Here is a 13,379-nt window from a genome sequence, read left to right as displayed (position 1 = left end):
CGGCGGCCTTTCTGGTGGCTCTCTGGTGGCGCGAAACAAGACCTCGCTGCGGCTGTATACATTCGCTGCGAGTGGGGAGAATGTATACAGCCGCTGCGAGTGTGCACAAGAGATAGAGTGAGGCGGTGACCCGACCAGCCCGGACCCCCAGCAGTACGAGGAACGGCGCCGCCGTCATCGCCGAACGACTCCGTACGTCCATCCGCGACGGCGGACTGCTCCCCGGCACCCGCCTGGTGCAGGAGAAGCTCGCGACCGAGCTGAAGGTGAGCCGCATTCCTCTGCGCGAGGCCCTGCACACCCTGGCGGCCGAAGGCCTGATCGAGGTTCAGCCGCAGCGCGGCATGCTCGTGGCGGAGCTCAGCCACGGCGAGATCGCCGAACTCTTCGCACTGCGCCTTCAGATGGAACCGCCGCTGGCCGAAGAGATCGTGCGCGGCTGCCGCGACCGGGACATCGACGAACTCCAGGAGATCGCCGACAACATGTGCCGCGCCGGTGCGGACGCCGCCGGCCGGGCCTCCCTGAACTACGAGTTCCACCGGCGCGTCTACGCCCTGTCCGAACGACGGCTCACGCTGCGCTTCGTCGACCAACTGCTGCACCTCGTCGAGCCGTACAGCCGACGCTGGGCGCGCTCGGGACACGACCTGGAACGCATCGACGACGAGCACCAGCGCATGGTCGACGCGTTGCGCGACCGTGACGCGACGGCACTGCGCAGCGTGATCGTCGCGCATGTCGAAGGCGCCCGCGACCACGTCATGGCCGCCCAGCAAGAGCGGTGACCAGCGGCCCGCGGGTTCCACCGGCCGGTGGTTCCGCAGGCCGGTTCGCCGGGTCAGGGCGCTACGGGGTGACGTCCGCGAACACGGTGTCGGGCGTGCCGAGATGGCCAAGGAGTCCGGCCAGAGCCCCGATGTCCCGGATATCCCGGATCATCTCCACGTCCGGCCGTCCCGGCAGCTCGTCCGGCGGGACGGCACCGAGCAGTACCGCGCACAGGTTGGCCTCATCGAGACCGACCGTGACGTCGGGGTCGACGGCCGCCGGTTCGGTGTCGGCCACCACCCGGGTGACGGACCGCCGCGGACACACGACCGGTACCCGCGGGAGAAGGGGGCCGCTCAGTGGGAGGCCTTCGCCGACCGGCTGTTCCATCGCCTCGCCGCCTCTCCGCCGCGACAGCCGGCGGGTGTCGCCGTGGATGACGGGGTGTGGTCACTGTGTGATAATCGCGAGCGATCATTCATGCAACGCGCGGACAGGGTCCGGGGCCGTCCTGCGGGAGCACTCCGCACCGGGCCCTGTTTCCCCAGGGAGAGGACCGGCCCGATGGTGAACGAACAGGGGCCGGAGCCTACGGAGACTCCCTCGCCGTCCGATGCGCCGGCGGCGGGCACGGCCGGAAAGCGGACGCCGCCCGCGAGCACGGTGCAGATCGTGGACCACGCCCTGCTGGTGCTCAAGACGATCGCCGAGGCCGACCGGCCGCGCGGGCTGCGTGAGCTGAGCCGGGACCTGGAGATCAGCAAGAGCTCCACCCAGCGGATTCTCGCCTCGCTGGAGCGCGTCGGGCTCGCCGTCGTCGACGAGAACTCCCGCAAGTACGTGATCGGGCCGGCCGCGCTCACCCTCGCCTGGCGGCACGCCGCCAACAGCGACCTGGTGAGTGCCGCGTCCGAGGCGACGGCCCGTATCGCCGCCGCGACGGGAGAGACCGCGTGTGTCTCGGCCGTGGTGGACGGGCGCCGGGTGACGGTGTACGAGGTGGAGAGCTCCCAGCCGCTCCGGCTGATCACGGGGGTCGGCCGGCCCTACTCCCTCTTCTCCGGCGCGACGGGCCGCGTACTGCTGTCGATGCTGCCCGAAGACCATCTGGGGCACCTGGTGGGCGAGCATGTCTCCGCGACCGGCGCGACGGACGCGACGGAGACCGTCGACCGGGTAGCCGCCGCCCGCGAACGGGGCTACGCCTTCAGTCGCGGCGAGTGGATCATGGGAGGGTGCGGGGTGGCCGTACCCATCGCGACCCAGGGCACCGTCACCGCGGCACTGAGCATCTACGGCCCCGAGGCGCGGCTCGCGGATCAGCGGATGGCCGACCTGGTCCCGCTTCTCCAGTCGGCCGCGGCCCAGATCGCCATCCGCTGGCGCCAGCCCGCCTGATCCGAGCACCCTGATTCGTTTCCACGGCGAACCGGCCGGGCGACGACCGCCGTCGGGAGGGTCGTGTGACGGCCGGGCCCTGTGCCGAGCCGACGCACGGGGTGCCGGACACGCCTGACCGAGGGGCGACCCCGATCCAGGCGCCACCCGCACCCCTGCACCCCTGCACTTCACCTGTTGTACCGCCCGCCGTACCGCCGCGCGTCTCCGGCGCGGCGGGCCACCGTTGTGTCGGCATCGCGCGTCCGGCGGCACTTCTTCGAGCCGAAAACCTACCCATTGACCTGACCAAAACGCGTAGGTACATTGTCCCAAACAATCTGGTCCACTGTCCCAGATTGTTCGACGGTAGCGCCGACCTCGGCTGATCGCCGGGGAGAACGGGACTTTCGCCGCTGTACGGGCGACGTTCGCGCAGCAAGAATCCACTCACCATTTCAAGCCACCGCGAGCTCTCCCGACATCTCACCCTTCCGTATCTACAGCCCATTTCAGGAGAAATGCCCTATGATGCTTGGCTGGCGTGCACGAATCGGACAGATCCGCCCGGCGACCGCGATCGAAGGAGCGGAGGAGTGGCGCTCGGTCGCGCCCACCGGAGTGGCCTTCGCCGACGCCCGGACCATCGTTCCCCGCGTCGACGCCGAGGGCCTGCGCGAAATGATGAGCCAGGTGCTCGACGCCTCCCGGCAACTCGCCACCGCGAAGGTGGACCTGATCGTGCAGTGCGGCGCGCCCGGCACCTTCATTCCGGGCCCCGGCACCGACGAGAAGGTCACGGACGAGATCAAGGCCGAGACCGGGATCCCGGCGATCACCATGATGCAGGCGACCGTCGACGCCCTGCGCGCCGTCGACGCCACCTCCGTCGCCGTCGGCAGCATCTACACCGACGAGGTGAACGAGGCGCTGCGTTCCTACCTCACCGCCGTCGGCTTCGAGGTGCCCGTGATGGAGGGGCTCCAGATGACCGACCCCTACGAGGCCAGCGTCCACGACGCGGACAGCGCCTACCGGCTCGGGCGCAGGCTGCACAAGGCCGCCCCCGACGCCGACGCCCTGCTGATCTCCTGCGGCACCTACCGGACCTTCGAGATCCTGCCCTACCTCGAAATGGACACCGGTCGACCCGTGGTGACCAGCAATCAGGCGTCTCTCTGGAGCGCCCTGCGAACCCTGGGCCTCCGCGACGAGATCCCCCAGTTCGGCCGCCTCGGCCACGAGATCTGACACCGGACCGAACGCACCGCCGCACAGCGGTGGCACCGCCCACCGCACCCATCGTCCGCACCGGGTCGCACGGCCGGGCTCTCACCCCGCCCGGACCACGTGGCTCACCTGCCCGAAGAGGAATGCACGTGCTGGTAGACGCATTGCAGTTCGTCAAGCCCGCCCGCGAGCGCTTCGAGGAGTGGCACGCCGCGAGAATAGCCGGCGTCCACGCCACCGTCGCCATCTGGGAGGACTCCACCGAGACCATGCGCGAGGTCGGCCGCTGGCAGCGGCTGCTCGCGGAGAACACCGACCTCCTCACGGAGGGCCGCTCCGCCGACGACGTCCGCGCGGCCGGGAGCGACGGCCGTACCGCCGTCATCCTCGGATTCCAGAACAGCAGCCCCTTCGAGGACGATCTCGACCTGGTCGGTGCCTTCCACCAGGCCGGGGTGCGAATCTGCCAACTCACCTACAACACCCAGAACTCCGCCGGCGCGGGCTGCTGGGAGAGCGACGACGCCGGCCTGTCCCGCACCTACGGCATCAATCTGATCCGGGAGATGAACCAGGTGGGCATGCTCATCGATGTCTCCCACTGCAACGAGCGCACCTCCCTCGAAACCCTGGAGGCGTCCGAACGACCGGTGGCGATCACGCACGCCAATCCCCGGGCTTTCGTCGGTGAGAACGTAGAGCTGGCCTTCCGCAACAAATCCGACACGGTCCTCAAGAAGGCGGCCGAATCCGGTGGTGTCGTGGGCCTGAGCATGTACCCGAGAATCGCTCCCAGCGGCGTCGGCTGCACCGTCGGCGAGTTCTGCGACATGGTCGCCTACACCGTCGACCTCATCGGCGTCGACCACGTCGGGCTCGGCTCCGACTACTACGCCGGCCAGGGCGACGAAGAACTTCACTGGTGGCGGCAGGGCCGTTGGAGCCGTAAGCCCATGGTCCCCATCTCCGGACCGGTCGAATTCCCCGAATGGTTCGCCGCGGGCAGTGGTTACGCCACTGTCCTGGAGCACCTGCGCGAGCGCGGGTTCAGCGAGAGCGAGGTCGAGCGGATCGCCGGCGGCAACTGGCTGCGCATGTTCGACGCCGGTTTCGTGGCCGATCCCCGGAACTGACGGCCGCGGAGAAGACGGCGTGGACACGGAGAGGAGTGGTGGGCATGAACCGGTTTGACGTCGTGGTGGTCGGGGGCGGCCACAACGGGCTGGTGACAGCCGCCTATCTGGGCCGGGCGGGGCTGAGCGTCGCCGTGGTCGAATCCCGGCAGCGCCTCGGCGGGCCCTGCGGAGGATATGAGTTCCTGCCCGGCCGCAGCCTGGCCTTCACCAACTCGCCCGGGTCACTGAACCCGGCGGTCGTCGGCGAACTCCGGCTCGCCGACCACGGTCTCCGGTTCGTCCGGGCCGACCCGACCGTGGTCCAGCAGTTCGACGGCCGGTGCTTCCTCGGCTGGCGCGATCCCGCCCGCGTCGACCGGCAGCTCGATGCCTTCGCGCCGGGCGAGGCCGAGCGCTACCGGGAGCTGATCAGCGGTCTGGAACGCCTCGGCGCGAGCCTGCGGGTGTCCCTCGACGACCCCCCGCCCGCACTCTCCGCCCTCCGGGAGCGGCTGACCGACCCGGAGGAGCACAAGCTCTTCACCGCCGTCTTCGAGGGCAGCCTCACCGGGCTGCTCGACGAGCGTCTCGTGTCGGACCAGGCCAAGGCGCTGCTGGCCCTGCTCGCGCTGAACGCCCAGCTCGTACCGCCCTCGACGCCCGGCAGCGCCGTCGGACTGATGATGCGCCCGTTCGCCCTGGCCGCGGCGGGCGCACCCCACTCCGGCGACGCCGCCGAGCGGGTCGCGCTCCGCGGCTCCACCGGTCTCCCGGTCGGGTCGATGAGCGCGATCGTGGACGCGCTGGAGGAGTGCTGCCGCGCCCACGGCGTCACCCTGCGCACCGGCTCCCCGGTGGTACGGATCCTGCACGGGGACGCCGGGGTCCGAGGCGTGGTCACCGCGTCCGGCGAGGAGTTCACCGCTGACCGGGTGGTGTCGGCGGTCAACCCCGTCCACCTCTTTCGCGATCTGCTGGACGACGCGGCGATGGGTCCCGAGATCCGGGCGGAGGTCACGGGCACCGCGATGCGCGGATCAGCGTTCAAGATCGTCCTGGAGGTGGACTCGCTGCCCGCCTACGCGGGGCTCCCCGAGGACGCGGATCCCGAGCAGGTCCGGGCCTGCCAGTTCCGGGTGGGCTCCTCCCTCGGGCAGATCGAGGAGTCGATCTCCCGGGCGCTGCTGGGCCACACGAGCGAACAGCCCCTGATGTGGGGGCTGATACCGACCCTCACCTCTCCCGGCCTCACCCCGGGGAGCACCCATCTCATCAGCGTCAACGCCTGGCACGCCCCCTACCGACCGCACGACGGCCCCTGGGACGCCGAGCGCACGGAGCGCTTCGGCCGGCGGTGCGTCGAGGAACTCTCCCGGCTGATGCCGGGACTCGCCGACCGCGTCGTCGACCACCGGTTCATGAATCCGGTCGAGATCGAGAGCGAACTGGGTCTGCTGGAAAGCAACATCACCCACGGGGACATGCTGCCGGGAAATCTCTTCGGGGCCCGCCCGCACCCCGAGGTCGCCGGCTACCGCACCCCGCTCCAGGGCTTCTACGTCAGTGGCGCCGGGACCTGGCCCGGCGGCTACATCACCGGAACACCTGGCAGGAACACGGCCGGAGCGGTGCTCCACGACCTTCACCACGAGCAAAGGCGACAAGCATGAGGCTTTCGCGCCGCGGTGGGCCGCAGAGCCCACGCACAGGAATACTCGGCCGGACGGTGGGCTGTGTGGCCGTGGTGGGTGTCCTGCTCACCGGCTGCAGCGCCCATCCGTCCTTCGGCCGCGACGCGCGGACGCTGGTCATCGGTGCCGAGGGAGAGATCCCCACCCTGGACCCGCACCGCGCGTCCGGCACCCCGGTGCTCCGGGTCATCGACGCCCTCTTCGATCCTCTGATCCGCGAGGACCTCGGCACCGAGACGGCCCAGGCACCCGGACTCCGGCCCGCGCTCGCCGAATCCTGGCAAGCGTCACCGGACGCGCGGACCTACACCCTGAAGCTTCGCGAGGGGGTCGAATTCGCCGACGGCTCGCCCTTCGACGCCGCCGCCGTGAAGGCCAACTTCGACCGGATCATGGACGAGGACTCCGCCTTCCACGACCCGACGGCCGCCGGGAACATGAAGTTCCTGACCCGCTGGATCAAGAAGGTCGACGTCCGCGACCGGCACACGGTCGTCCTCGGACTCACCGAACCGTACGCCGGGCTCCCCCGGGTGCTCACCGACCGCCGGATGTCGATCATCAGCCCCAAGGCGCTCCGCGCCCACCGGCCCGACGACATCGGCCTGAACCCCGTCGGCACCGGCCCCTTCACCCAACAGTCCGCCGATCGCGGCAAGCGCATCACGCTGAAGCGGAACGCGGCCTACTGGGGCGGATCCCCCAGGACCCCCTCCATCATCGTGGAGTCCGTCACCGACCCCACCACCCTCGCCATCGCCGCACAGACCGGTGAGGTGGACGCGATCCTCAGCGCCGGGGCCCAGCAGGTCCAGCAACTCGCCGGCGGCGGCACCATGACCGTGCAGTATCCCGAGCCCGCCAATCAGTACTTCATCCGTCTCAACACCAAGATCGCCCCCACCGACAACGCCGTCTTCCGACGGGCGCTCAACCACGCCGTCGACCGTCGGGCGATCGCCACCCTCACCGGCCAACAGGTCGCCCCGTCCACCGGGCCGTTGCCCCGGGGCAACGAGGCGTACCAGGAGAGTCCCGGTGCCGCCGCGGACTCCTACGATCCCGAAGAGGCCCGCCGACTCATCCGTGAGAGCGGGGTGCCCACCCCCGTACGGCTGCGGATGCTCGCACCCGACAGCGGCCCCGGCTTCTCCCAGGCCACCGAGATCATGTCGCTCATCCAACAGGACCTCAAAGCGGTCGGTGTCCGCCTGGACACCCAGTACATGGAGTTCGCCTCGCTCGTCGCCGAGGAAGGCAACGGCTACGACGACCGGACCCACGGCTCGTTCAACGGATGGACCACCGGAGCCGACGCCGCCGACTTCCTGGAGCGGATGTTCAGCGGGGAACTGCATCCCCCCGACGGCGTCAACCGCGGCTGGTACCGCAACCCGGACGTCGACACCCTCTTCGACCGTGCGAGGGGCGAACCCGACCCGGACCGCCGCACGGCGCTCTACCGGGAAGCCGCCGACGGCATCGCGGCCGACGCGCCCTGGGTGTTCCTCTACCAGGACCGGCTGCCCCGCCTCCTGAGCCGGACGGTCGAGGGAGTCGTGCCCGCCGCTTCCGTCTACATCGACTACACCACCATCCGCCGCCGGTGAGGAGACCACAGCCATGAAGGCCACTGCGGCACCACCCCGCCCCGCCGCCGTGCGGGCCGCGCCCCCTCGGCGGCGCACCCGCCTCCGCGCGCTGCTGGGTTCCGGCAACGCCACCGCCCTCATCGGCGGCACCATCGTCGCCGCCACGATCATCGTCGCGCTCCTCGCGCCCCTGATCGCCCCGGACGACCCGCTCGCCACCAATCCCTCCTCCATCGGGCTCGGCCCCCTCAGCGACGGTCACCTCCTCGGCACCGACGAGGTCGGCCGCGACATCCTCAGCCGGCTGATGTACGGCACCCGGCTCGCCCTGCTGGTCGCCGTGGCGCCGACCCTGGCGGCGCTCGCCATCGGCGGCTGCCTCGGACTGCTCTCCGGCTACGTCGGCGGCTGGCTCGACAGCACCCTGATGCGCGTCTTCGACGTGATGTTCTCCTTCCCCGGGATCCTGCTCGCCCTCGGCATCGGCGTCGCCCTCGGGCCCGGCATCACCTCGATGGTCATCGCCATGGTGGTGGTCACCGTCCCCGAGTTCGGCCGGATCGTCCGCGGCAATGTCATCGCCCTGCGCCAGGAGCAGTACGTGGAGGCCGCTGGCGCCCTCGGCTACAGCCATCTGCGGATCGCCTTCCGCCACATCACCCCGAACCTGCTCGGCGGCGTGGTCGTTTTCGCCACCCTCCAGACCGGCCGCAACGTCATCCTCAGCTCCAGCCTCGCCTTCCTCGGGCTCGGCGCACAGCCGCCCACCCCCGACTGGGGCCAGATGCTCAGCGGCGGACGCGCCCTGCTGGTGACCGCACCGCACGTCGCCACCATCCCCGGCCTGGCGATCGTCGTGCTCGCCGTCGGGTTCAACCTGCTCGGGGACGGCATCCGCGACCGTCTCGACCCGCGCAGCCGCAGGTCCGGGGCCTCGCGCGGCGGCGGACGCACCCTGCGGACCCGGTGGAGCCGGTCATGAACAGCCCTGGAGATTCGCCATGCTGACCTTCACGCTGCGCCGTGCGCTGCACATGCTCCCGGTCGTCCTGGGGGTGACCATCGCCACCTTCGGCCTCGGCCAGATCATCCCCGGTGACCAGGCGAGCGCCCTGCTCGGCCCCACCGCCTCCGAGGCGGACCGCCAGGCGCTCCGCGAGGACCTCGGCCTGGACCAACCCGCCGTCTCCCGCTACTTCGCCTACCTCGGCAGCCTGTTCAATGGCGATCTGGGCCGCTCGCTCTCCTTCGGCAGGCCCGTCTCCGAAGTCCTCTCCGACCGACTGCTCAACACCCTGTTGCTGTCGGGCACCGCGATCGTCGTCGCGGCGGTCGTGGGCGTCGCCATCGGCACCTGGGCCGCGCAGAGACCCGGCTCGCCCCGGGACCGGGGCCTCACCGTCGGCGTGCTGTTCTTCAACTCCGTACCGTCGTTCTGGTTCGGGCTGGTGCTCATCATCGTCTTCTCCCTGCAGCTCCGGATGCTTCCCGCCACCGGGATGACCTCCATCGGCGGCGGCGGAGCCCTCGACGTGGCGGCCCACATGGTGCTGCCGGTGATCACCCTCGCCGCGTGGTCGCTCGCGGTCATCGCCCGGATGACCCGCTCCTCGGTGCTGGAGGTGATCGGCAACGACTACGTCCGCACCGCCCGCTCACGCGGTGTCGGCGAGTTCCGGGTGATCGTGCGCCATGTGCTGCCCAACGCCATGCCGTCCGTCATCACGGTGATCGGCCTGCAGGCCGGCTTCCTGCTCAGCGGCGCGGTGCTCACCGAGACGGTGTTCTCGTGGCCGGGCATCGGCCTCGCCCTCCACCAGGCCATCTCCGCCCGGGACATCCCCCTCGTACAGGGCGGGATCCTCGTGATCGCCATCGCGTTCGTGCTGATCAACTTTCTGGTCGACGTGCTCCAGGCGTACTTCAACCCGAAGATCAAACTGGCTTAGAGGGGACGTCACCGTGACCGTACTGGAAGTCGAACACCTCAGGGTCGCCCACCGCGGCCAGAACCAGGGCGACGACGCCCCTCTGGAGACCGTGCGAGACGTCTCGTTCAGCGTCGCCGCCGGCGAATCGCTCGGCGTCGTCGGTGAGTCCGGCTGCGGCAAGAGCCAGACGATGCTGGCGGTCCTGCGGATGCTCGCCCCCGCCGGCGTCGAGATCTCCGGCCGGGTGACCTTCGACGGCAAGGACCTGACCGCGCTCACTCCTCGGCAGATGCGTACCGTCCGGGGCTCCGGCATCGGGCTCGTCTCCCAGGACGCGCTCTCCGCGCTCAACCCGGCCATGACCATCGGCAGGCAGATGACCGAACCCCTCATCCACTACGACGGGTTCAGCCGGCGGGCAGCCGCCTCGCGCTGTGCGGAACTCCTGGACCTCGTCGGCCTCCCCGCCGCCCGCGAACGGCTCCGCAGCTACCCCCACGAACTCTCCGGCGGCATGCGCCAGCGCGTTCTGATCGCCATGGCCATCAGCCGCGAACCCCAGGTCCTGATCGCCGACGAACCCACCACGGCCCTCGATGTCACCATCCAGTCCCAGGTGCTCCAGCTCATCGACCAGCTCCGCAAGGACCTCAGGATGGCCCTCATCCTCATCACCCACGACCTCGGGGTCGTCGCCGGGGTCACCGACCGGATCGCGGTGATGTACGCGGGCCGGATCGTGGAGACGGCCCCCACCACCGCGCTCTTCGACCGTCCGGGCCACCCGTACACCCGAGCGCTGATGGAGTCCGTTCCCCGGATGGACCGGGAACGGGTCGAGCGCCTGCCCGCCATACCCGGCTTCCCGCCCGACCCCGCCGCACCGCCGCCCGGCTGCGCCTTCCAGCCCCGGTGCACCGCCGCCCGCTCGACGTGCGAGGACTCCGTCCCGGATCTCCTCCCCGTCGCCTCCACCGCCCCCGGCCACTTCGTCCGCTGCCCCTACACAGCACCGGTCCTCGTCGGGGCGGACCACCGAGAAGAGCGCACATGAACGCCGCCGACTCCCCGGTCCCCGCCACCGCCGGACCACCCGACGCCGTCGCCGTCACCGGCCTCCGTGTCCACTTCCCCCTCCGTACCGGGGTACTGCGCCGGGTCACCGGTACCGCGCACGCCGTGGACGGGGTCTCCTTCACCGTGCCCGCCCGCAGCATCGTCACCATCGTCGGCGAGAGCGGCAGCGGGAAGACCACCACCGGGCGCGCCCTGGTCGGCCTCTCGCCCATCACCTCGGGTCAGGTCAGCGTCCACGGCCGGCCCCTGGACAAGATCCGCCGCGCGGGGGCGCTGCCCCGGCTCGCCCAGATCGTCTACCAGGACCCGTACGCCAGCCTCAACCCGCGGATGACCATCAGGGCGATGATCCGCGAGGTCATCTCCGTTCACCGGACGACGCCCCGCGAGAAGGCCGGGGAGCGGGTCGAGGAGCTCCTCGCGCAGGTCGGCCTCCGCACGGAGTCGGCCGACCGCTATCCCCATGAACTCTCCGGCGGCCAGCGCCAGCGCGCGGCCATCGCCCGCGCCCTGGCGGTCGAGCCCCGCTTCATCGTCTGCGACGAGATCGTCTCCGCGCTCGACGTCAGCATCCAGGGCCAGATCGTCAATCTCCTCAAGGACCTCCGCCGCGAACAGGACGTCAGCTTCCTGTTCATCTCCCACGACATGAGCGTGGTGCGGCACATCTCGGACCACGTCATCGTCATGTATGGGGGTCTGATCATGGAGAGCGGCCCCTGCGACGAGGTGTTCTCCGCGCCCCGCCACCCCTACACGCACGCGCTGCTGGCGGCCGTGCCCGTGCCCGATCCCCGGGCCCCCGGCCTCCGCGGCGAGATCCGCACCCGGGCGGAACCCCCGGACCCGGCCGATCCGCTGCCCGGCTGCCGCTTCCAGCGCTCCTGTCCGTTCGCCACAGAGATCTGCCGCGAAGGCGCGCCGCCCCCGACCGTCACCGCCGGAGCGACCGGACACACCGTGGCCTGCCATCACGCCGACGCCGCCGAGGTACGGGCCGCGCTGTCCCGGAACAGCCTGCCTCCAAGAACCCCGTCCCTGGAAACCCCCTCCTCGGAATCCTCGTCCCCGGAAAGGACCACTGCTCCATGAACGCCCCCGAGAACACCCCCGGCGGCCTGTCGGCCATGGAGGACTACACCTCCCACACGGGCGGGGCGCGGCGCGCGCCGGCCGGCACGGCGGTGCCGCTGACCGACCCGGCGACCGGGGAGCTCTGGGCCCGTGCGCACCAGGACCCGGACGCCGTCGACGCCGCCGTCGACGCCGCACGCACCGCCTTCCTCGCCCCGTCCTGGAACGAGCTTCCCGCCCACGCCCGCGCCGACCTGCTCCACCGCCTCGGCGATGTACTGGTCGCGCACACCGAGGAACTCGCGCTACTGGAAACCCGGGCGAACGGCAAACCCCTCACCGCCACCCGGGGCGAGGTCGGCGCGCTGGCCCGTTGGTACCGCTACTTCGCGGCCGTGGCGGAGACCATGGAGGACGTCTCACGTCCACTCAGCGGCACGGCGAGGGCGCTCATCACCCAGGAACCGCTGGGCGTCGTCGCCGCGCTCACCCCCTTCAACGGCGCGCTCTCCCTGGGCTCCTGGAAGCTCGCCCCGGCGCTGGCCGCCGGCAACACCGTGATCCTCAAGCCGCCGCCGCAAGCCCCGGCCTCCTCGGTGCGCCTGGCGGAACTGGCCCTGGAGGCGGGGTTCCCGCCCGGGGTGATCAGCGTCGTCATCGGCGGCGCCGAAGAGGGCCGCCGCCTCACCGAGCACCCCGACGTCGCCATGGTCACCTTCACCGGCAGCACCGCCGTCGCCAGGACGCTCGGGGCGCGCGCGGCCGAGCGGATGAAGCGCTACGTCTGCGAGGCCGGCGGCAAGTCCGCACACATCGTCTTCGCCGACGGTGACCTCGACGCCGCCGTCGTCGCGGCCCGGCAGGGCGCCTTCTCCGCGGCCGGCCAGACCTGTGTCGCGGGCTCCCGCGTCCTCGTCCAGCGTGAGGTGTACGAGGAGTTCCTCCGCAGGTACGGGGAGGCGGTCGGGCGGCTGCGGGTCGGCGACCCCCGCGATCCGCGTACCCACGTCGGGCCGGTGGCCTCGGCGGCGGCTCTGGAACGGATCGAGGGGTATGTGGACGACTCTCTCGCGAAGGGAGCGCGGGCCGTCACCGGCGGGAAGCGGGCCACTGTCGCCGCGCCGGCCGAGGCGGGCTTCTGGTACGAGCCGACCGTGCTGGCCGACGCCGCGCCGGAGCTCGCGGTCTGCCGGGAGGAGATCTTCGGGCCGGTCGTCACGGTGCACCCCTTCGACACCGAGGACGAGGCGGTCGCGCTCGCCAACTCCGTCGAGTACGGCCTGGCCGCGGGGTTCTGGACCCGCGACGCGGCACGCGCGCACCGGGTGGCACGACGGCTGGAGGCGGGCGTGGTCTGGGTGAACACCTACCGGCTGCTGCACTGGAGCGTGCCGTTCGGTGGTTACAAACAGTCCGGCCTGGGCCGGGAGAACGGCGTCGAGGCCGTCGCCGAGTTCCTCCAGACGAAGTCCGTCATCACCGAACACGGCACCCCGGCCGACCCGTTCGCCCACTGAGGCC

Annotated in this window: 12 protein-coding genes; 11 read left to right on the top strand and 1 reads right to left on the bottom strand. The window is 70.9% G+C overall.

Annotated features, from left to right (window positions below):
* Positions 1–125 precede the first annotated feature (125 nt).
* Positions 126–788 (top strand): GntR family transcriptional regulator, encoded by a 663-nt coding sequence (locus ACZ60Q_RS11145; RefSeq protein ID WP_469631639.1) that lies wholly within the window; start codon positions 126–128, stop codon positions 786–788.
* 61 nt (positions 789–849) lie between these two features.
* Here the strand turns inward: ACZ60Q_RS11145 and ACZ60Q_RS11140 are convergent, their stop codons facing one another.
* Positions 850–1,068, bottom strand: coding sequence for a hypothetical protein (locus ACZ60Q_RS11140; RefSeq protein ID WP_469631636.1), 219 nt, complete (start codon positions 1,066–1,068; stop codon positions 850–852).
* 267 nt (positions 1,069–1,335) lie between these two features.
* Between ACZ60Q_RS11140 and ACZ60Q_RS11135 the strand changes: the two genes are divergently transcribed.
* The 10 genes from ACZ60Q_RS11135 to ACZ60Q_RS11090 all read left to right on the top strand — a co-directional run bounded on the left by ACZ60Q_RS11135 (position 1,336) and on the right by ACZ60Q_RS11090 (position 13,375).
* Entirely contained in the window at positions 1,336–2,169 is an 834-nt protein-coding gene (locus tag ACZ60Q_RS11135) for an IclR family transcriptional regulator (RefSeq protein WP_469631633.1), read from the top strand.
* 507 nt (positions 2,170–2,676) lie between these two features.
* Positions 2,677–3,399, top strand: a complete 723-nt coding sequence (locus tag ACZ60Q_RS11130) for a maleate cis-trans isomerase family protein (RefSeq protein WP_469631632.1) — start codon at positions 2,677–2,679, stop codon at positions 3,397–3,399.
* A 128-nt stretch (positions 3,400–3,527) separates the two neighbouring features.
* Positions 3,528–4,511, top strand: a complete 984-nt coding sequence (locus ACZ60Q_RS11125) for a membrane dipeptidase (protein WP_469631629.1) — start codon at positions 3,528–3,530, stop codon at positions 4,509–4,511.
* Positions 4,512–4,555: 44 nt separating this feature from the next.
* Positions 4,556–6,163: a phytoene desaturase family protein gene (locus ACZ60Q_RS11120; RefSeq protein WP_469631626.1), complete on the top strand. Its 1,608-nt coding sequence runs from the start codon at positions 4,556–4,558 to the stop codon at positions 6,161–6,163.
* Positions 6,160–7,794 carry an ABC transporter substrate-binding protein gene (locus ACZ60Q_RS11115; protein ID WP_469631623.1) on the top strand — a complete coding sequence of 545 codons (1,635 nt, stop codon included), beginning with the start codon at positions 6,160–6,162 and terminating at the stop codon, positions 7,792–7,794. Before ACZ60Q_RS11120 ends, ACZ60Q_RS11115 begins: the two co-directional genes overlap by 4 nt.
* 13 nt (positions 7,795–7,807) lie before the next feature.
* Entirely contained in the window at positions 7,808–8,758 is a 951-nt protein-coding gene (locus tag ACZ60Q_RS11110) for an ABC transporter permease (protein ID WP_469631620.1), read from the top strand.
* A gap of 19 nt (positions 8,759–8,777) precedes the next feature.
* Positions 8,778–9,725: an ABC transporter permease gene (locus tag ACZ60Q_RS11105; RefSeq protein ID WP_469631619.1), complete on the top strand. Its 948-nt coding sequence runs from the start codon at positions 8,778–8,780 to the stop codon at positions 9,723–9,725.
* A 13-nt stretch (positions 9,726–9,738) separates the two neighbouring features.
* On the top strand, positions 9,739–10,761 hold the full coding sequence (locus ACZ60Q_RS11100; RefSeq protein WP_469631616.1) for an ABC transporter ATP-binding protein: 1,023 nt from the start codon (positions 9,739–9,741) through the stop codon (positions 10,759–10,761).
* Positions 10,758–11,876, top strand: coding sequence for an ABC transporter ATP-binding protein (locus ACZ60Q_RS11095; protein WP_469631613.1), 1,119 nt, complete (start codon positions 10,758–10,760; stop codon positions 11,874–11,876). The genes ACZ60Q_RS11100 and ACZ60Q_RS11095 overlap by 4 nt, the downstream gene beginning before the upstream one ends.
* Positions 11,873–13,375 (top strand): aldehyde dehydrogenase family protein, encoded by a 1,503-nt coding sequence (locus tag ACZ60Q_RS11090; protein WP_469631610.1) that lies wholly within the window; start codon positions 11,873–11,875, stop codon positions 13,373–13,375. Before ACZ60Q_RS11095 ends, ACZ60Q_RS11090 begins: the two co-directional genes overlap by 4 nt.
* Positions 13,376–13,379: the final 4 nt, after the last annotated feature.

The organism is Streptomyces sp. NPDC104313 (assembly GCF_055583985.1).
The sequence above is the reverse complement of the archived record's forward strand: the minus strand, read 5'-3'. Positions and strand labels throughout refer to the sequence as shown.